Here is a 20629-nt window from a genome sequence, read left to right on the forward strand (position 1 = left end):
ACTTTACATCATAAGATAATATTCCTTTTCTCGATTCTGTTGTTTCATTTTTCGCATATCTTTCTGGACCTCTTTCCATTTCACCATTCGTTTTTTCTGTAATAATAGAGAGGTTGCTAATGTCGCCGCGGCCACCTAACAGCATACTAATCATGTGACCTTTTCTCCAAACATTAAATTTTGTATTTAATAGTTGTGCATGCTTCCAACCAGGAATATCTTTTGCAGAAGTTCCGTTACTTCTTTTACTTGTTAATGGATCAGCCACATTATGATACGGAGAGTAAGTTATTTTTGTTTCTGGTACATCTGCCTCGTCCAACTCAACTTCAAAACCTTTGCCTTCTTTCACAGGATTTACCTCACCGTGAACATGGACTAAATCTTTGCCATTTTCATTATTTTTATCTAGTACAAGTTTAAGTTCTTTTAGCGAATATTTCGATTTAATAGTGCCTAAATGTTTATCAGCATCTTTCTTATTTATATTCTGTTTGGCTTTTAGGTAATTGGTTCCTTCTTCAACACCTTTATACAAATCTTTCTGCATTGCAGCAGTGGTACTAGTCTCTTTTGCTTCTTTTTGAGGTTGTTCAGATGCTTTTGGCTCTTTCTCATGCTTACCACCCTTAACATCTTCAACAACTTCTCCATCAGCTTGCTAATCCACGCCACAAACCTATTAATAATTTTATGAGGGTATAAATAAAAAAATCAGCTAAAAAGCTGATTTTTAATCTAATTCTCCAATACCCTCTTCACGTAGTATTTTTATTGCCTCCAACTCTTTTTCGAAATCTTTCTTATTTCTTACAGAAGCCACAATGACCCTATCTTTTTTTGCTTTCAACACAATTTGACAAAAAAACTCTGTAAAGGAATTTTGTATATTAGGAATATTTTTCCACTTACTATTAACTACTTTATCATATTTCAGTAATAGCTGAGTTTCTGGATTTCTCTTTATGAGGTTTGCCGGAATACTAGCATGAACGTCACACTCCTTAAATTCAGCTTCACTTATATCAAGAGCCCATTCAATATTTTTATACTCATTTTCAGTATATTGATTTAGAATTAATACTTCATTTTCATTCACATCAACTATCTGATCATCTTCATCTACATATACCATCCCATCATAATTACTGCTTAATGAGATGCGATCAAATTTTCCTTTTAGTTTAACCTTATTGAAAATAGTACTAGTAATTCTTAAAAGGTCATTAGGAGATTTAATGTTTTCGAGATGGATATTTTTTAAATATATTTTGCTTTGCGAACAACCACGAGCATTAAAAGTACAGTTGGTAAAAATTAAATTTTCTAATAATGTTCTTTCTTCTGGTGCAGAGTTTCTTCTAAAAGATAATCTACAATCGTAAAATGTACATTTATTAAAAGAAAGATTTTGAATTATCGCTTCACTACCAAATTCTAAATATTCGAATATTTCATTTTTGTATTCATTCATAAATTTTTAATCTTTAATATTTTTGTCGATTTCAGTTATAAGAATGGCATTATTTACCTTCCTAGTATATATTGTGATTATAACGTCTTTGTAATTATCACTTTTTTTCTTATCTCTAGTTCTTCCCACATGTGCATCAATGGTATTTTGATTACTTGTTGTAATGTCAAATACTAGACCCTCATATTTGCTTCCCTTTTTTCCTGCAAAATCTGGATTATTGGTATTTTGCCTTATCGTACTAAAATCTTGAGATTGTGAAACTAAAAAGTCTGCCCGCCTTTCTACAGCTTTTCCATAATTAGCAAAATACATCCAGATTCCTTCATTTGAAACTCTTTTATCTTTAGCAGCCTTAATTTCTCTATCTGTTAAGTATCTTTCATTAAATAAATTTGTTAAATTATTCCCTACATAATTATTTGCATTGTTTGTAATCTTTTGGAATTTACCATGCGCTTCGGCTATAGTTGCTGCGTCAAATATTTTCTCATCTTCAAAAATAACAAACAATTGTGCCATTACCTTTGAAAGTTTTTCTTCTTCACTTTCAACTTTATTATCGGCTTGTTCAGCTTGTTTTATACTATTCTCATCATTTTTAATTTTGGCTTCATCTATTTTTTTCTTTGTTATTAATGAATTATTAATAATACTTTTATATATATTTTCAGCTAAATTAATATTATTTTGATTTTTACCTTCTTTATCCCTCAAATCTATTTTTCGCCATTCAGCAAGCCTTCTAATAACAGGACTAGGGTCATGGCTTGCTACCATTAAATCAAAGTTATTTCCATTTTGATGAATCCACAATTTATGGTCTTCAGATCCAGCTTTAAAGTGCACTAATTTTCCAACTTCAGTATCATCAAGTTTTTCTTTTGTTGCATTTTTACGATCGCCTTCCTGATTTTCCTTTTGCGTGGTTTTCTCCTGCTTACCGCCCTTAAACCTCTTCAACACCTTCTCCATCAGCTTGCTAATCCATGCCACAAACTTATCGATAGCCTTATGGATAGGTGCTGTTACCTTTGCAATGATATCCTGCACCGCATTTACAATACCGCTGATGTTAAGGAGCTTGGCAAAAAAATCAAGGATAACAGGGATGATGGTTTTCATGGCATCCACAATAAAAGTAATGGCGCTTGGTATTGCCCCCGCTGCAATGCTGCCTAAAGAATCCAGTACTGCGCCAACCCACCTGATAATACGCTGGATATTGTCCACAAAGAACATGACGAGCTTATAAATACCCTGTATCAGTTTTACAATCGCACCACCTGGAATCAATAACCCGGCAATCCATTCTGCAAAACCGATAACCATACGCGTAAGCAGCCAGTCTTTTATACCATCTACAACCGTGGTCATAAGCATCTCTGCCTGGTCTTTAATCCAGTCCCAAAGCCCGGCTACGCCTTCAGTCATAAATTTCTGAACCACCTCCTTAACTTCTTTCAGGTTTGCTTCGGCATATGCCACTTTCTCCTCGCCAAACACTTTTACCAACTGCTTGCGGATAAACTGCCAGCTGATACCGGCAAGCTGTAACACTACAGAAATTATACCTTTCAGGTCCCATTTCTGTGGCAGGGTTACTACCGCGCCCAATGCACCCGTAAGCCAGTCGAACAGACTGCCCGTAAGATATTCCTTAAAGTTAGCTTTAAAATCATCAATACTGCCTTTTACTGCTGCTACAAGATTACTGAAGAACTTACCCGGGTCTTTAAAAATCAGCCCGATTGCTTCTCCAGCTTTTTGAAGCGTAGCCATAAAGCCTTCGGCATCAATACCCAAAAGGCTGAGTGCCCATTTGAAGAACTTGCGTGCGGCATCGGCAATAAGATCGCCAAAAGTAGCCAGCGCACCCTGCATTTTCTTTTTCATGGCTGCTATCTTCTTGTCGATAGCCTGCATCGCAGCCTTACGTTTTTCCAGCAGTTGCTGTTGCAGTTTTTCTTTGCGCTCCTCAACCTCTTTGCCCAGTTCCTTTAGTTTGGCAGCCACCTCATTCTGGGCTTTCTTGCCAATACTTTGCAGGGCAGGAGAGAGGCCTTTTACATAATCGTCAATCTCTTTTTGCGTAGTGGCAATCTCTGCTTTACAGCCTTCTATAACCTCATTATTTTTTTTGGTAATGCTATCAATAAGGTTGTCAATTTTATTTACATAAACCTCCCTTGCATTTTTAAAGGCATTTTTAACTTCAGGAAAATCATCAATCCCGAAGAAATAGTCTTTTACCCACTTCAGGTCACCAAGTTTACCACTATAACGCCTTTGCTTAAATGCTTTAATATCACGGTCAACCTGTTCTTCAAATTCTGCTGTAGCCCTTTTTTGTCCGGCGTCAAAGTCACGTAACGAATTTTGCTCAAGGTTATCCAGTTTTCTGGTTACGCTTTGCTGGCAGGCTGTGTAACGGTCATTAATATTTTTAGCAACCTCCTCGCGCTTCTTCTCTAAATCAGATTTAGCTTTTGTTTGTTGCGTACCGGTCTGTTTTAGCTGCTGAGACCTTTTTGTGTTCATCTCAGTACGCGTTGCAGTTTCGGCTTCATTTAGTGAAGAACTAAGCGCCGTCTGCTCTGTAGTTACAGCCTCGTTTACTGCTGCGGGCTGTGCTGCAGCTTCCGTAGCCATTTCACCTTTAAGAGCAGCTGCTTCAGCAAGTTCTCCCGAATCAACCATTGCCAGTTGCTCCTGTGTAATCCCTTCCTTAATTATATCTGAATCGGCCTGTTGCAGGTATTCCTGGGTTTGCAGTTTTTCTTGTTGTATTGCAGGCAATATGCCTCCTGACAAGTTTATTTTAGACACACTTTTTGCAGGCTCTGCAGCCGGTATAGGGGTACCGGCTGGTGCTGGTGCTGGTTTAGGTTCGTTTTTAATACTGCCGAAACTTCCTTTTACGCTGCCAACATCGCCCTGCACCTGCTGTAATAATGACTTTGAGATTGTTGATGCCTGTTTATTTTGTTTAAACTTATCCAGGTCATCAAGGGTTTGCGGGGTAGCAGCCTTCAGTTTGGCATCAAAGGCTTTCTTGCCGGGTTCTTTACTTTTTGGTGCTACCGGTTTTTTAGCAAGTTGATTAACCTGTGCGGCACCCGATGTTGCCTTGGCTTCGGCAACGGGAGTATTTTGTGCCTTAATACTTTCATTTATTTTAGTGCCTGCAGACTTTGTAGTGGCACTTGCTTTTGCCAGTGTCCCGGTTTTTTCCAGTTTCTCCTGAACGGCCTGCTCTGTAGTAGCAGGATCCATAAACTGGAAAGCATTCGGGTCCTGCTCTTTATCTTCCTCAGCAGCTTCAGCATTTTCTACGTTACCTGATTCTGTATCCTGGTTAACAAGATTTGTTTCACCTGCCTGCTCAGGAACTATATTATCTTCAGCTTTTTCTACAGCTGCTTCCACAGGTAAACCGGCATCGGAATTACTTGTGGCAGCTACTGCTGCAGGTGCCGGAGAAGGTGAATTTACTACACTATCGCTTGTTGCCGGATTTTCTGTTTGTAAATCTTCTTTCTCATTACTTAAAGGTAGAATTTCAGGTTTAATGCCGGGTTCAGCCATTTCTGGTTCGGCTATTTTTGGTTCAGCTATTTCCGAGATAACAGCATCTTCAGTTGCCTGCTCAGACAAAACCGGGGCAGGAGTATTAAAACTATTTTTAGGTTTTACAGTTTCAGGAAAAAAAGACGACGTTTCCTCTACTTTTATTGGCTGGGCTTTAGCGGTAGTGGTAGCCTTTGGTTTTTCGCTTATAAGGGTAGTTTCCATATTGTGCTGTTTTCCAATGGTAAGTTTACTTAACTTACAACCGCTGAAATTAAACAACACCAACTAAATATACATTCAGTATAAATACTGATTTTATTAAAATGAAAGAGTGTTAATAAAGTGCTGATTTTATTTTTAGGACTTTTTGGTAATAACAATTAAAATCCTAAGTGCTACTTATCGAATATAATGACTATTATAACACTACAACATTTCCTCAAGATTTTAAAGTCACATAATTAATTTGTGTTAATAAACCTGATTATGCCAGTCTGTTCTTCAAATCAGAATATATCATATCCATAACAGGCTTACCATAAATTGCGGTAAACAGGATATTACCGTATGAATTATGTTGTAGTTTAAACTTTATGTTTTGTATTTCATATATCCAAACTCTTGCGTCAGGTCCATCTAATTTTTCAATCACTTTTGCATCAAAATACTTTTCTAGATATTTACCAATTGATTCTATATCTTCATAAGTATTTAGAGTGACTATATCTAAAGTTATTAATTTATTCTCTATTTTAAGAAACATAGTATTGCTATACTTTAAGGCAAGTATAGGATTATTGTTTACAGTCAATTATATTTAATCTTTGCCTTTTCCAATATTTCGTTCATAAGGGATAAATTTATTTTTTCTTCAATATCGTCCCAGTCAAAATTAGAATCAGGCCAATCTTTAGGTTCTAAGGGGGAGACATTAAAAAAGCCTGTATATGCAGTAACACGAATATATTCATCATTTTTTGTATCTGCTAAAATATTCTTTAATGTTACTAATATTTCATAGTTATTTGTATTTCTGTAGGTATTAGCCCAACTCATAAGCCCATGAGATCTTGTCTCCACATCTTCCTGTTCATTAGAAAAAATATTGAAAGCTGTTTCTCTGTATTCTGTCATACCCCAATAAAAACACAATACCCGTATTGCTGCTGATCTTACTGTTGAAGAGGAATGCGAGCACAATCTATATATGGTATCTTTTAGGTTTTCTTTATCAGCCTTTGTAAGTGTAAAATTCTTTCCGCAGTCTATCAAAATATCATGCAGAAAGTTTTCATCATTCTCATTTTCATTAATTTTCTGTTTTATAATTTCTGTGTTCATTATTTAACTTTTAATTATTTCAATCATCCTATCTTTTAAATTACTTAAATCACTAATCAGAGCTTGATACTTTCTATAATTAGGAATATCTGTATTTAAGCTTTTCTTTAGTTCTTTTATAGCGTTTTTTATACTATTTTGAGCATCTATATTTTCTTGTAAATGGTTATATGGGATGCCGTCAATACTGATTATTTTTTCACCACGAATCTCTTTAATTACGGCAGCAATATCATCTGGTGTTAAATTTTTTCTAATACTATTTATAACTTTTTTTATACGATTATGTAATTCGGGGGAGAAGTCTAAAAAATCTAATTCTCTCCAATCTTTTAAAAACTTATTCCTTACATTCTGCCACTCAAGTACCCTTGCCAGTTCTGCAGAGGTAAGCGGAGGTATATCCCTGCCTTTATAACTAAGCTGCTCTTCAGGGATACCTTGGGTTTTAAGCTTTTTATGGGTTATTTTTTCTTCAGGTATTACCCGATTTTCTGCGATAGGAATTTCAGTTGTGGCTGCCTTATTTTCTTCATCTAAAGCTTGTAAAACTTTTTTCTTTAAACTTTCATTTAACCCTGCTTCGGTTAATTCCTTTTCTACTTTTACAAAATTCTGCTCATTAGTAAATGAATTACCCGCCCTCACCAGATTATTTGAAATCTTTCCTATGGCAGCTAAATCAAGCGCTGTGCCTACTACAGATAATATTACCCATACTGCTTTCGGCTCATCTTTGCTTATGTTTACATTATAAGCCGCGAGTTGTTGCTGGTAAGCATCAATTTCTTCATAAGTCAGGTATGCTCCCAAAGCAAAATTACCCGCAGCAATTAAAAGGGCTATGGTACCTGTACCAAAAGTAAGCAATCCGAGTGCTACTGCCAAAACCCCTATAACAAGGCTTCTTACAAGGTGCTTTGCACTTTCTTTATTTTCTTTATCGGTAATGATAAGATCGAGTATATCGCCTTTCTGAATGCCCTGCTGCGCTTTAGAGTATTGCAATAAATCCTGATAGGCATATATGGCAAGTCCGTCATCTTCATTAAGGCTTTTTAGTGTTTCTGTAATATTTAGTTTTTGCCCGGCTATATATTCATTAAGGAAAGCAGAGAGCGCAGCTTTACTTTCAATTTTAGAGAATGCTTCTTTATCAAAGCCGTTATCTTTAATCAGCGGTAAAGCTCCTGAGAGAGCATTAATTGCTGCATTGCCCTTTTGAGTTTCGGAAGCCGACTTAGCCCGCATTTCCAACTTAAATGCTGTTTCAGTAGCTATGGGCTTTTCATCAGTAATTATATTAGAGGCACTTTTTGCCGCATCAGCATTTTTATATGCTTCTTTGGCTCCCGATTGTTTTATCTGCTGCAGTAATGAGCTGAGTATAGCATCATTATTTATTTTTTCTTGTTCTTTAAATAAAATGTGACTGTATTTTTGCAGCGCATCCTGTGCCAAATATAGCGTTTCGCGGCGGAAGGAAAGCTCATAATCATTTATCAGTTGCCGGAACGTTTCAACTGTATAGCCACTTTGTTTAAGGTTTTCAAGAAACTGATTGTTTTTTTCTTTCCTTTTCTGGTCCTGCCTATAGCTGGTTGTGCTTGCCGGTGCAAGGGTGGAGGGTGAAATACTGACAGGGGCAGCGGTATTATATTCCTTATATTGCTTGTATAGCGATAACATATCTGTGCCCTTTAACTCACCCGCAAGTAAGGATAGCAGTGATTGTTCTTGTAATCGTTCATTTTTTTGTTGAATATAAGCTCTTAAAGACGCCTCAATGGCCAGTGCATCTGTGCTTTCAGCATTAGTCTTACTTTTGTAATCTGCAATATCAGCTGCCGATAACTGGCTTAATAAATCAAGTATCCTTACTTTTTGCAAAGTGGTATTCATCCCGTCAAGGTTTGCAATAAAGCCTTTTTTCTCGGGCGGCAGTAGCTCCATACCCTTATTAACATCGTTAAGGTTAAAACGGTAGGCAATTATTTTACCAGTGCTAACTATGCCCTTAACCTCTTCATCTGAATATTTAGGATTCCAGTTTCGCGGAACTGTAATCCCCATTTGCTCCTCTGCAAAACGGTTAAGTTCATAATCGGTCTCAATAATTTTACCTTCAAACTGTTGCCCTTTTGCAATTGTAATGTACTGTACAGTATCGTCCTGCCCTCCGTCTTTTTTGGTGGTTAACAAGTGCCCTTTAACAGGAAGCGATTTGTTGGGTACACCCTTTTGTACTGCGGGCGCAGGAACGGCTTTGCCCTTATCGGCAGCCTTATTTACATTATCTATAAAAGGCTCCTTTGCAGCAACAGCGCTTACATTTTGCCGCTCTTTGTTTTGCTTATCCATCAGTACCAGTTACATTGAATCATTTTATCCATCCACACCGTTTTTACCATTGCTATACTCCACGGCAACCGTTGCAGTAGTATATCAAAAGCCTTATTTTCAACCCACATTTCTATCACTTCATTATGAAGATTTAGCTTGGCCTCCCGCTGTAAAAATGTTTCCTGCAATGCTTCGGGAGAACTGTTTTTAAGCGCTTCCCAGTAGTGTATAACCGATTGCAGCATTTCCCGGCATTGCTCTTTATCTGTGTCAGATAACTGTATAGTGGTATCTACAACGCTAAACAACGCATAGCCGCACAACAGTTTATTAAGCAACAAATCATTTTCCCTGAAATCTGTATTGCCTGTAACACAATATTGCGTAAGCAGCACTGCTTTTTGTTGATGAAGTACTGATTTCCATTTATTATCTATAGTAAGTCCCGTATTTTGGAACAGGTAGCTTAGAAAGGGGAAAAGCAAAATCAAACCACCATTATTAATATATACCGTATCAGGTAAGTAATTTTCTTTTAGCGTATTATCAAATGATGATTCAGGTTGCTTTATTTTGTTCGCAATAGTATCATCGGCAGCAATATCATAATGGTCACTATTTTGGTTATGGCTATTTTTTGAAGTACTTTCATTCTCAGTAAGTTCACCTTTTTTACCATCAGCAATATCAACATGTTTGTCTTTTGTTTGGAATAGCGTTGCTGATTTTGTAACAAAATCTTCAACATTATCGGAGATATTGACATTTATTTCTGGTCCAGATTGCTTATCACTTGTGTGAAGAACCGGATTTTCTGCATTACTATCCTCTTGTAAATTACTGTTGTTAGCATTATCAGTATAATCCTGTAGCGCAGCATCTGCTTCTTTGCTATTTATATTATCGATACTGATATCATATTCAGATGTTTCAGCTTTAGGTGAGACTTGAGTGCCGGAATTGCTTCGTTTTTTTTGAGAAAGTAGAGTCTGTAACTCCAAAAAAATTAGAAATTCTTTGCTATTCACTATCTGTTTTTCATTTTCAATCAACAGGGCTATAACTTCCGAAAATTTTGGGGCTATTTCATTAAAATAAGATTCCGTAATTTTCATCAGGCGCTTACTTTCTATACTTATTCCACTCCTGAAAAAATAGAATTCTAATAACAGTATCGCTATCCAACCGGACTGTCTTGTCGCAGAATTAAAAGATATACCTCCTGATTTTAAAACTGCTTCAATTGCTGGGTTGTATTTATAATCAGGTATTAGTTTAGTCAATACTACATTTTTAAAGTTTACAGGGCTGTTAAGCACGAGCCTTACAAATGCGTTGTTATCGCTTGCCAGCAGGTCTTTTAAAGCTTCTGCAACCTTTTCTGGAATCTCTTCCTTAAACAGATTGCTTTCCTGCATTATTTTAAGGACTTCTTTATTTTCAATAATACCTGTTTGCAGAAAATGAAGAATAGCTTTCCAGAAGTGATCATTAGGTGCAGCCGTATATTTTTCAGTCATACTCTGGCTATTAAAAACTGTAAGGCTTATTTCAGATGAAGCCGTATGTAATGCTTTACCAGTGTAATGTTTATCTAAAAAAGATTCAATTTGTTCAAGGCAGCCTGATACGAATTCTTTTTTCCAGTTTTTGATGGAAATAGGAGGTAGGCTGATACTGATGCTTTCAATAGCGGTAACAACAGTATCAGCCGAATATTTATCTAACAGCGTCGCAAGTTTCGGGGTTAGCTCATCAGTTATAAGTGTGTTGATTTCTTCGTTAAGCTGCCGCCCCGTTTTTTCGCAACTGCTTAGCGCGTCTATAGAAATTTTCCTGATGAAGTGCATTGATAATCATTTAATTAATCTTAAATGCAGGGCGGTGTATAATAATAGATGTTTCAATGGTATCTCCTTCCTCCAGTATTATTTCTTCCTGGCTTCCGTCCGGATCAATAATATTGTAGGGGAATATCCTGTGTGTAAAAAATGCTGACTCATCCTTACTCATATTTATAGTTGTCGTAGCCAGTTTACTGAACATCCTTCCTTCTGTATCTCTCAGGTTGTTTATGGCAACAACAAATGATAAATTAACCGTGTCGGTCATTATTTTCTTTAATATCGGCACTAATTCAGATTGCCTCAAATTAAACACAATATCAACAGGATTTACACCGCGTATTGCTTTTAGAGCCTTCATAACAAAAGTATAATTGGCATATTTATTTTCAACTCCCCTGAACGAGTACCATAAATCTACATTGCCCGACTGGTCTCTCAAAGGATCTGTTATAAAATAGCTGAATAATAAATTCTGCTCTTCGTTTTCAAGCGCAATTATACGCTCTTCATGGTTTTGAAGCGTAGCATTAATACCTTCAAATTGCCCGCCATAATTGTCAAGTACCTGCTGTTGCCCGTTTATCAGAGAGGACTGGTCTTCAATATCCCTTTCGAGCTCCTGAATAGTAGTGCTGTTTTGGGTTATTCCGTCATCAGAGTAGTCCAGTAAGGTGTTGAGTACCTCTCTTACCGTTTCGGCAGTAGTATATGACTGGTCTAATATCCTGTTTATCTCGTTAATAACATCTTGCTTTGTCATGATGGATTGCTGTTAAGATTCGTTAGAAGGATTTGTTTTAGCAAAAAAATCGGGCGATTTAAAATCAGGCTTGTCAAAATCGGCAGGCCCCGGTGGCTCAAAATCAGCCGGGTTTACAATAAAAGTGAGCGAGTCTCCGCCACCGCCACAGCACTGGTACGGCAGGAAAAAGTCGGCAATAACCACCTTATCAGGTATCGTTGAAGTGTCTTTAACCGAACCCAAATAAACAGATTTGTCAATGTAATCTGCAAGGCTCAGATAGTTGTTCCTGTCTAAAGATGCTTCGGCAAAAGCTTTCAGCTTATTGCTATAATCTTGTATTGTAGGGCTAAATATTACATTTTTGGTCGTTGCGCTACGTACAGGTAAATCTATAGGCTCTGCTCTTACAATCGGGTTAACCTGTGCCGATTTATCCTGATATACTAATAGTAATGTACCACCAGTGGTTACACCTCCTGCAGATTCTATACCCGGGTTCTTGTCAAGGAATGTTTTAAAAGTAATAGCCTGGCTTATCGATTTCCATTTCTGCTCTGCATTTTGATATACCGCCCTGAACTGGCCTTTGCTGCAAACCATTATAACCTCGTCAAGATGGTCTATAATTTCTTCTATACGGGTTATACGTGGCATATTATCAAACTCTTTAAAGCGGTCACTTAATACAAGTAACTCTTCAAAAAGTAAATCGCGGCATTCAATAGCTTTGGCCTCAATTTTCTCATAAAGGTCTATAAATTGCTGGTATAGCGGCAGGAATGATGAAAATTGTTTATACGTCATACTACGGGCGCGTTTCATGTTGTTAACCAGGTTGTCAAACCATTCATTGGTAATATAACCTCTTACCCACCAGTTGTTATACTCAAACCACTCTATGCATTTGCCAATAATATCCTCCCACCTGCGGCTCACAATTTCATAACTTAACTGTATTTCGCCCCAGTCGCCTTTATAATCGCTCATGCGCAATGACCCAGTATTTAAATCTACGGCATTAACAGCTATAATATTAAAGCCAAGCCTTTGGCTGTTTTTTATATTATTTAGCGTGGTTACCACCTGGTCATACGGCTTGCCTATATGGCCTTCCACCCTTAAAAAATTGTAAGGCTCAAAATTGTAAGGCAACGGATTGGTTATATGCTGCTGCGATGTATAAACACTTGCATTGTAGCTAAAAATGGATGTATTTAATCCTTCAATTGTTTTTTCAGGATTCCAGACTTTGTTAAGTGTTGCAAGCGTATTCCTGTTGTAGTAATACGGGATTGACTTTTCTGAAAGTGTATAAGTGCCATATTTAGAAGGTGTTACCTTAATCTCTAAATCAGCATAGTTAGCAGGTACTGTAAAGTTATTTATTAAAAGGATAAGCCTTTCCAGCAGTAGCCTCAGGCGGTTCTTTTCGCCAAGCTGTACTTCTTCGGCAACTTTAAGCCACGGGGTTATAAAGGCCTGGTTGGTATCTAATATGTTATATTCATTAGGAAAAAAGCGCCTTGAGATATCCGGCCTCGGTAATAACTGCCCCGGATACTGTATAGAAGACCTTTGCGTGATTACACGCCCTAATAACACGTGTAGCGGGAACATATTAACCACATTGTCAGAGCAGCAGTTTCTTAAAGAATGCTTTTCGTCTAGAAAATATATTTCGTTATAGGCATCTACAATATCATTAAGCCACCTGTATACATACTGCACAGCTAAAGAGGTGCGGTAGCTTTTTACTACCTCGTCTATTTTTGGCCTCGGGTTATCAAGGAAAATGAAATTACTGATACTATCGGCATACTCATCTTTAAAATTGCTATATAATGATTTTATGGCGAGCGTAATGCGGTCAACAAGAGCATTACCGGCCATTGAATAAAGCGCGTTAAGTATCTGCTGCCCCGTTACAAGGTTAGTTTGCGGTACATTAAACCTTTCTATATATAGCGGTGGCTGCAGGGTTCCTGTTATGTATTTGTTTATGAAAGACTCTTCTATATCTTTATAATCAACCAAAAGCGGCCTTACAGTAAAGTTGAGTGTTTTGCCTTTGTCATCACAATCTGTAGCCACACAGTTTTTGGCATCTGATAATGATACCTCCAGCAGCATCATGATAACTTTATCATTATAAAACTTAGCATTTGGTATTACCGCTACGCCGTCCGGCAGCGGCTTGCCTGAGTCTGAATCAGGAATATGTACAAGCTCACGGCAGTTTTTAAACGGGGTATATTTTGCAGCCTGGTCAAATACGGGCTTTAAAAAAGGTTCGGTAGTTATATTAGGATGTAAAAATGTTTCGGGCAACTCAACATCTTTATAAAAACTAAAATTCTTTTCTTCCCAGTTTATCTGGAAACCAATAGATGTTACCGCAGTACCGCAGCCTATGGTTACCGAGTTAAAATCGGGAAAAGTAACCTCCATACCGCAAATAGTGCCCACACCTATAACGCCCGTACGTGTAAGCCTGTCCTGTTCTTCAAGGTAGCTGACAATGGTATTAAGATGCTTTTGGGTTAAAACCTGGTCAGCCTCGAAAATGGGATATTTAGTGTTATTATATGCTTTCATAAAAATGTTTTTAAAGATTTCCAAGTACAGAATTTCCTAATATTATTGGTGATGATTTTTCGCTGCTGTGGCAGTCATACAAATGCCCCGGCGGGTAGGTGTTATTTAACTGACCCATAATTTTTATCAGTTCCCTGTGGTTTTTTAAATGCTTGGTTATTACAGGGTCGGTATAATCTTTTTTAGTTTCTGCTATCCTAAAGCCGTTATAGCTTTTACACCAGTCTATATAAGCTTTTTTAAAGACAGTCATATCTTCAGTACCTACCCAGCATATTTTAAGCAGTACATGTGCCGGTGCTTCCTGCCTGAATATCTTTTCGGCATATTTCCTGAAGCTGATGTTGGTAAACCTGCCCATCCAGCCCGGCAGTACTATAGATGCCTTAAAAGAGTAGGGGTCTGTACCCGATTCTCCCTGGCAGTCATCGCCAAGGCAAACCGGAAGCAGGTCTGACAGGTGGTTTGGGTTATCCGGCTCTTCTTCCTGTGTCATACTTGCAAAAGGCCTTAGCAGTATATGCTCGAGGCAGTAAAAATATTCGTAAGGCAGTGCTAAGGTTTCTATCAGCTTGTTTATAAAACCGGCAGCTTCATTACTATCCGAAAATTTTTTATCCAGCTTAAGTATATCATTACCGCTGTATTGCAGATACGCATATACTTCACCCGGATTTTCTTCTTTATAATCATAGTTGGCGGCATCTGCAATGTTGGTATTGGCCCAGCGCTTTTTTTGCGGAAGTTGCGTTTCAGGATTTACAAAATCAAAACGCACAGCTTCATTGCCTACATTAAGAATAAAATAGGTTTTTGGATTATCGTAATCGCTTGGCTGTAATGGCCAGGTGTTAATGCCCAAAAGCCTTGCAGCCCTCTCTGCATACCCGCCTATATTGAATGTATTCCAGTAATTGGAGTAGGCTACATATGTATTGGGAGGCCATTTTAACGTATAGTTTTTTGGAATGGCCCTGTTGCTGCTTATCTGCGGATAAGCTTCTAAAAAGTTTTGCTTGTCTTCTATCAGTTCTATGTTATCAATAAACATGCTGCCCAAACCAGTGTTTTCATGCTGCATCTGGTACATCATAAAAACATAGTCGTTAAAGCTCTCACCAAAACGGGCTATAAGATGATCTAAAGCCCTGTTGCGGCGGTTATAAAACTGCTCCTGAGTTTCATAAACAGCATTGCCGCTTACACCTGTTGCTTCAAAAGCCGCTTTAAGCTCGTCTGTAAGCACTTCTTCAGAATAAAAACCGTCTGTATTACCCAAATAGTTAGTAAAGTAACTGTCTTTAAGGGTAGTGGTGTTAAGCAGTTCTTTGGCATTATAAAGCTGGCTGAATAAATCAGCGAGTATCTGCTCGAAGAAATACAGGTATCCCTGCAATTGCTTTACCTGTGCTTTTCTTGATTGTGGCACACTTTCCGGCAACTTGTTTTTACCAAGCCCGTAGTTGGCTGGAAAATCATTCTGTATGCTGTAATAATTGCCTAACTGGTAGTAGGTGCCTTCAGGAACCGGCAGGTCTTTGGCAGGATTATATAGCTTTTGTGCCGTTTTAAAAGATTTATAGATGCTTATCTGCTGGTCTATGTTACGTTGTGCATCTTCCGACAATAAGAATGGTATTCCGTTTTGAAACAATTGCAGTTGCGACCTTTTACGGTTAAAAGTCGGCCTTACATCTCCGGGCAATGGCATGCACCACGATACGTTTGTTTTTCCTGCTATCGCGTTACCTGATGTATCATAGGCTGTCATTAACACATTGTTTACCGACTGAACACCATCAATTTTCATTATTGCAGCAATAATATCAGAAGAATGTATAGATGTGGGAAGCTGCGATTTGATAACCTCTTCGTCCTTTAAAAAGCCATGTTCCAGCCTTGGCCCTACAAAAATATCTTCGGTGGGGTAGCCCTGCTGTGCCAGTTGTAAAAGTGTATAAAATGACACCCCCGGATTAAGCACATCATAAATAGCCTTGTGTATGGCAACCATTACATCGGTAGGGTTGCTTTGGGGCTTTAATTCTATTTTGGCACATACGCTAACCATTACAGAGGGTACTATGTTAACCTCTATAAAATCTTCGGTAAGGTTACGGTTGCTTTGCAGTTTAATAAGTGTTCTGTCAAAAATCTCGTCAGCCTTTGCCTTCTTGTTTTCAAACAGCTCTAATATTGCTTTATAGTCGTTGCTGAGGTAACTTTCTATATCGGCTATTTCATTTTTATCATAAGCCTCTACCTTAAACAACAGGTTGTTACCGGTGGTATTATTAGTTATGTTTAGTGTAACGATATTACTGCCCGAAACATAAACCATAACATTCAGGTCAGCCACAGCTAAAAACTCTTTTACATACTGTGCCTGCTTATCAAGCCAGTCAGTAAAAGGAGGTATAATAGTTACCTGAACCCATTTTTCAGGATTTTCCACTAAAAATTCATATTCTGTTATTGTGGCATTTAAGTCGCCATAAACAGGATCTTCGTCAAGCTCTATAAATACTCGGTTTAGTCCCCTTATGTGCAGTTGGGCATTTTTCTCGCCTTTGCTGTTAGTGTCACTAAAGCTGAGTTTATCATCTTTTTTATCAATATAGATATTCTTTTCATTATCGTTCGGCTGATAATATCCCTGGCTGTTAAGAGTTCTTTTGGTTGCCAGCAGCCACCCGTTAGAAACGCCTTCAATATCAATAAGCAATTTACGATAGTCAGTCTCTGTGAGGGGTGCATTTACCATAATCTGGTCTGCCGGAAAAAAGCTGCCGTTTTGTATAGTGCCATTTTTTCCGGTAAGCAAATCGGCCACTGTAAAACCCGAACGGTACCCGAGCTCTGTTATAACATAGGCCAGTACTTCGAGTGTGGTAATACCCGGATCGTGGGCATTGTAATCTGTCCACAGCTTATTGCCAAGCTTCTCTATATACTTCATCCCTTCCTGCCTCAGGAACTCATAATCCTGAGCCTGTGGCAGTACTCTGTCTTTAGGTATTATATATTCAGGATTCATTAGTACATTCGGTTATCTTAATAATATTGTGCGCTTCGTTGGGGATAAACAAGGTATAATCGGTAGTAGGTGTTATAGACTTAACATCGCTCAGTTCGGTATACTTGTTATTTTTAGTAGGATCCGGCACAAGCTGGTCAACTTTAAATTTGGTAACAAAATCAACATATGGCAGGTCATCTACCAGTTGGATAAGTGATGATATTTCTATCTCCCCCGAAAAGTCTATAGCATCAGTATCATACGCCCAGGGGCTTAAAAAGCGGTTAATTGCTTCTACCAACTGACTCTCTAACACCCTTACATCGGTACCGGGCTCCTGGCGGTATTTAACGCTGAAGTTCAGCCTTATTTTTTCGAGCAGCGGTGGCTTAACCATTATACGTGCGTGCGGAGAGCCTAACCCGGCAACATATGCTTTTATGTTTTGCATGGTTTCAAGGCTTACAAGTGGCTTAAGGTATATTATGGTCGATTTGCTCCATCGTGCCAGTGGTATGATGCTTATATAACCGGCAGCTGTATTAGCCCCATGTTCTGCAACATAGTTGTAATGATTAAGGCATTTAACCCTTATTAGTTGCGGGAACTCCTGTAAAATAAGCCTTTCGTAGTCCCAAAGCGTTATTGCCCTGTTTTTGTGCCTTAGCCTTTCGCTGCTCCTTACATAAAACATATTGCTTTCCTCTTTCCTGCTACCGCCGAAAGAAGGGTAAGGCTGCGTTATTTTCTTTATGTAGTTTAACGGCTGGTATAGTTTTGTAACAGTATCTTTAGGGATGTTACTTAAAAATACACCGTCAGATTTATCAAAGGCAACCAGCTCTGCCTGTAATGCCTGCTCGTGAACACCTACAAAATCGCTAATGGCATCGGTAACATCCACATTAATTTTTATCCAGAACAGCCCGTCAGGCAATATGGTAATGCTGCTGTCTGTAAAATCTTCAGGTACGGTAAAAGTTACAAGGCCCGATTGCAGCAAACCATTTGTGGCATCTGCAAGCTCATAACTTTTAAAATCCTGCCAGCCATTGTTGTTCTTCAGGTATTTCCAGCTAATAGTGGCAGGGTTTCGCATAGGGTTTACCGTTCCTTCTGCCAGTTGAAAAAGTACACTGAAACTATTGCCTGCCTGTGCATTGGCGAAGCCAAGATAAATATCCCCTCCGCTCTCAGCTAACTGCTGTACCTGCTTAACTGCAGGCACCCTTATCTGCCTTACGCTTTCTAAAACAGGCTCAAATACCCTTAGCCGTTGTACTGATGCTAACGGAAAAGCTCTTACCGTATTAAGGGCGGTATCAAAACGCAGCATGGGCAGTTTTTTTTGCTGATAGCCGAAAGGCAGCAGCTCATAGGTTTCAATAGGATTTTTTGCTGATGCTGTAGAATCAGTTACATCATAATCTATAGTTACCGACTTTACAACAGGGCCCTGAGGGGTTTTTACTATAAGTTTACCATCCTGTATTGTAGTATCCAGTATAGTGTTATTGTTCTCGTAATCAGGGTCATTTAGCTCAACACGTATATAACCTGCAATGCTTTCGTTAACAGGCACGCTATTTTCCGGTTCATATTGCTGTAGCGGATAGTCATTTGTAATACCTGTAGAAAGCCCTTCAGGTGTAGGTACCCAGCCGCTGGCATTCATTTTAAAAATACTTGTACCTACAGAAATACCGGTATTTACTTTTATAGAAGCACCTTCTTTTACAAAAAACTCGTTGGCGCCAATTATAAACCCGTTACCATTTTTAGGGTATTCCCCAAAAGGATAAAAAGGTTTAGCTGTATCGGCGCTGCCGGTATCAGTTGCCAGCAGGTAATCTTTAAAGTTCCTTACTTTAATGGTTAATGAAACATACGATTCATCATTAAGGCGTATTGGAGCAACATTTTCTTTAGGTACTATTTTTAATACAGGATATTGTGTGTCCTTTACTTTTATACCTTTATGCAGTTCGGCGTCATAACCAACAATTTTATCTGTCGTCGGCGGCAGGTACAGGTAACGTCCGTTTTGGCCGGGTGTGAGTGACTCAAACGTTGTAACTTCTATAACGCCTTTTTCCCCTGTAAGGAAAAAACGGTAACCTGTGTCATCATATACAGTACCCGAAATATTTATCAGGATATAGCGGTCTCCACCACTTAAATAGAGCAGGGGAGAGGCTACCATTATACCGGTTTCAGATGCATAATCATAAGGCAGGTACGGTTCGTTCTGATTGGGGTTAGGGAATACGTTGAACGGTATATCCTTCTTGTTTATCTCTGTAAGATCTGCCTGCCTGCGGGCAGGCGTACTATTGATAAAAGCTGAAAATAAATGCTTTAAGGTAATTGTGTTTACATTATGATTGGCAGTTGAGGCATAATACCTGTTTTGCCCCAGCTCATTTTTACCCCCAAGAAAAATGGTGCCCTTTGGCAGCACATAGCTTTTGTTTATCTGCCCCGGCTGTGCCAAAAGATGCACTTTATCAGGCACGGCGGCCTTAGGCTGCATCCTGAGTATATCTTTATAATAAAAATCAAGATGGTGACCTGTAAATTTATTCAGGTCTTCGCGTGCAATCCCCAGTAATTTTAGAAAAGCAAGCAATAGCGTATAATGGGGCGTATGCCCGGCATAACTGTCAAGCTGTTGTTTTATGCTGTCACCACCGGTATTTTTCCAGTTTTGCAACAAGCCGAAAAGCTGCTGTACATTCTTTTCGAACCTGTACTCTTTAACCAGCTTTTGTATTTCTCCCTCAGCCCTGCTGTTAATATCTGCAATTATAACTTCATTAAGCAGATTGTTTATTTGCTGTATTGACTGAAGCAGTGCATCTTTTGCGGGTATGCTGCTGTCTATGCCCTTAACGCGGTTGTCATAAAGATTTAATTTATTATTTATACCATCAAAATACTGCTTAAGGATTTCTTTGTTATTACCTGCCTGTGTGTTGCGTATTCTGTTTGCTATTGTTTTATATTCTTCCTGTAGCTTTTGCATGTTCCAGGAAAAAATACTTATAAGTACAGAGGTAGACTCCAGCAGGAAAAAAGGCTCCCAACTGTTTGTGTTTATATCCTGGATATTAAAATACTTTACATAAGCCGAAAGCTTTTGTACTACTTCAATATAATCTGTTTCGGTTCTTTCGTCTATTAAAAAATAATCAGTTCTAAGGGCATCAAGAAACCTATCTGACTGGGTTGTGCCCATGCGCTGATGGATGGTGTTTTTTGTAGAACAGGTTTCCATAAATTATTTTATATAAGTTCCTTCGTTAAGATAAAAAGGAAAAACATGGTTTTGCCTTGAGTTGGTTTTCCTTATTACGTAGTCTATCAATATGTTAAGCAGGCCCTCTGTAGATTCATCAGATGTAAAAACAATGTCTGCGACATCTATCCGGGGTTCATACTTTAATATTGCCGTTTTTATGATATCCTTAATGCCGGTTAGCAGCGTTACGGTTATATTTTCAAACAGCAGGGGTGTAAGGTCGCAGCCATAATCTGGCCGCATTACCCTTTCATTTAGCTTTGTTGTTATCAGTATTTGCAGGCTTTGCACAATATCCATAGCATCGCTCACGGTTATCACAGTACCCGAATCGGCATTAAATGACGGCGGAAACGACCAGCCTGTACCTAAAAATGTTTCTTCTTTCATA

At 38.4% G+C, this 20629-nt stretch carries 12 protein-coding genes; all 12 read right to left on the reverse strand.

The window, feature by feature from the left end; translation table 11 throughout:
* The coding region (locus Q0K96_RS03260; protein ID WP_297332578.1) for a hypothetical protein at nucleotides 1–550 on the reverse strand (550 nt) is incomplete at its 3' end.
* A 183-nt stretch (nucleotides 551–733) separates the two neighbouring features.
* Nucleotides 734–1474: a hypothetical protein gene (locus Q0K96_RS03265; protein ID WP_297332579.1), complete on the reverse strand. Its 741-nt coding sequence runs from the start codon at nucleotides 1472–1474 to the stop codon at nucleotides 734–736.
* 6 nt (nucleotides 1475–1480) lie between these two features.
* On the reverse strand, nucleotides 1481–5269 hold the full coding sequence (locus tag Q0K96_RS03270; protein WP_297332580.1) for a hypothetical protein: 3789 nt from the start codon (nucleotides 5267–5269) through the stop codon (nucleotides 1481–1483).
* 262 nt (nucleotides 5270–5531) lie between these two features.
* Nucleotides 5532–5810, reverse strand: a complete 279-nt coding sequence (locus tag Q0K96_RS03275) for a DUF3630 family protein (RefSeq protein WP_297332581.1) — start codon at nucleotides 5808–5810, stop codon at nucleotides 5532–5534.
* 44 nt (nucleotides 5811–5854) lie between these two features.
* Complete coding sequence (locus Q0K96_RS03280) at nucleotides 5855–6388, reverse strand: hypothetical protein (RefSeq protein ID WP_297332582.1); 534 nt, start codon at nucleotides 6386–6388, stop codon at nucleotides 5855–5857.
* Between the two features lie 3 nt (nucleotides 6389–6391).
* Nucleotides 6392–8749, reverse strand: a complete 2358-nt coding sequence (locus Q0K96_RS03285) for a polymorphic toxin type 28 domain-containing protein (protein WP_297332583.1) — start codon at nucleotides 8747–8749, stop codon at nucleotides 6392–6394.
* Complete coding sequence (locus tag Q0K96_RS03290; protein ID WP_297332584.1) at nucleotides 8749–10581, reverse strand: contractile injection system tape measure protein; 1833 nt, start codon at nucleotides 10579–10581, stop codon at nucleotides 8749–8751. The genes Q0K96_RS03285 and Q0K96_RS03290 overlap by 1 nt, the downstream gene beginning before the upstream one ends.
* Before the next feature lie 10 nt (nucleotides 10582–10591).
* Complete coding sequence (locus Q0K96_RS03295; RefSeq protein ID WP_297332585.1) at nucleotides 10592–11338, reverse strand: hypothetical protein; 747 nt, start codon at nucleotides 11336–11338, stop codon at nucleotides 10592–10594.
* A 12-nt stretch (nucleotides 11339–11350) separates the two neighbouring features.
* Nucleotides 11351–13918, reverse strand: a complete 2568-nt coding sequence (locus Q0K96_RS03300) for a hypothetical protein (RefSeq protein WP_297332586.1) — start codon at nucleotides 13916–13918, stop codon at nucleotides 11351–11353.
* 10 nt (nucleotides 13919–13928) lie between these two features.
* Nucleotides 13929–16955, reverse strand: a complete 3027-nt coding sequence (locus tag Q0K96_RS03305; protein ID WP_297332587.1) for a hypothetical protein — start codon at nucleotides 16953–16955, stop codon at nucleotides 13929–13931.
* Nucleotides 16945–20214 (reverse strand): hypothetical protein, encoded by a 3270-nt coding sequence (locus Q0K96_RS03310; protein ID WP_297332588.1) that lies wholly within the window; start codon nucleotides 20212–20214, stop codon nucleotides 16945–16947. The genes Q0K96_RS03305 and Q0K96_RS03310 overlap by 11 nt, the downstream gene beginning before the upstream one ends.
* A 3-nt stretch (nucleotides 20215–20217) precedes the next feature.
* Nucleotides 20218–20628 carry a GPW/gp25 family protein gene (locus Q0K96_RS03315; protein ID WP_297332589.1) on the reverse strand — a complete coding sequence of 137 codons (411 nt, stop codon included), beginning with the start codon at nucleotides 20626–20628 and terminating at the stop codon, nucleotides 20218–20220.
* Nucleotide 20629: the final 1 nt, after the last annotated feature.

Source organism: Flavobacterium sp. (assembly GCF_024305175.1).
In the GTDB taxonomy this organism is placed as follows: Bacteria; Bacteroidota; Bacteroidia; order Flavobacteriales; family Flavobacteriaceae; genus Flavobacterium.

Excerpts from the sequence above, each read along its gene's own strand:
- Q0K96_RS03275 (WP_297332581.1), bottom strand. The coding sequence starts at position 5,810 with ATGTTTCTTAAAATAGAGAATAAATTAATAACTTTAGATATAGTCACT.
- Q0K96_RS03310 (WP_297332588.1), bottom strand. The coding sequence starts at position 20,214 with ATGGAAACCTGTTCTACAAAAAACACCATCCATCAGCGCATGGGCACA.
- Q0K96_RS03280 (WP_297332582.1), bottom strand. The coding sequence starts at position 6,388 with ATGAACACAGAAATTATAAAACAGAAAATTAATGAAAATGAGAATGAT.
- Q0K96_RS03295 (WP_297332585.1), bottom strand. The coding sequence starts at position 11,338 with ATGACAAAGCAAGATGTTATTAACGAGATAAACAGGATATTAGACCAG.
- Q0K96_RS03305 (WP_297332587.1), bottom strand. The coding sequence starts at position 16,955 with ATGAATCCTGAATATATAATACCTAAAGACAGAGTACTGCCACAGGCT.
- Q0K96_RS03285 (WP_297332583.1), bottom strand. The coding sequence starts at position 8,749 with ATGGATAAGCAAAACAAAGAGCGGCAAAATGTAAGCGCTGTTGCTGCA.
- Q0K96_RS03290 (WP_297332584.1), bottom strand. The coding sequence starts at position 10,581 with ATGCACTTCATCAGGAAAATTTCTATAGACGCGCTAAGCAGTTGCGAA.
- Q0K96_RS03270 (WP_297332580.1), bottom strand. The coding sequence starts at position 5,269 with ATGGAAACTACCCTTATAAGCGAAAAACCAAAGGCTACCACTACCGCT.
- Q0K96_RS03300 (WP_297332586.1), bottom strand. The coding sequence starts at position 13,918 with ATGAAAGCATATAATAACACTAAATATCCCATTTTCGAGGCTGACCAG.
- Q0K96_RS03315 (WP_297332589.1), bottom strand. The coding sequence starts at position 20,628 with ATGAAAGAAGAAACATTTTTAGGTACAGGCTGGTCGTTTCCGCCGTCA.
- Q0K96_RS03265 (WP_297332579.1), bottom strand. The coding sequence starts at position 1,474 with ATGAATGAATACAAAAATGAAATATTCGAATATTTAGAATTTGGTAGT.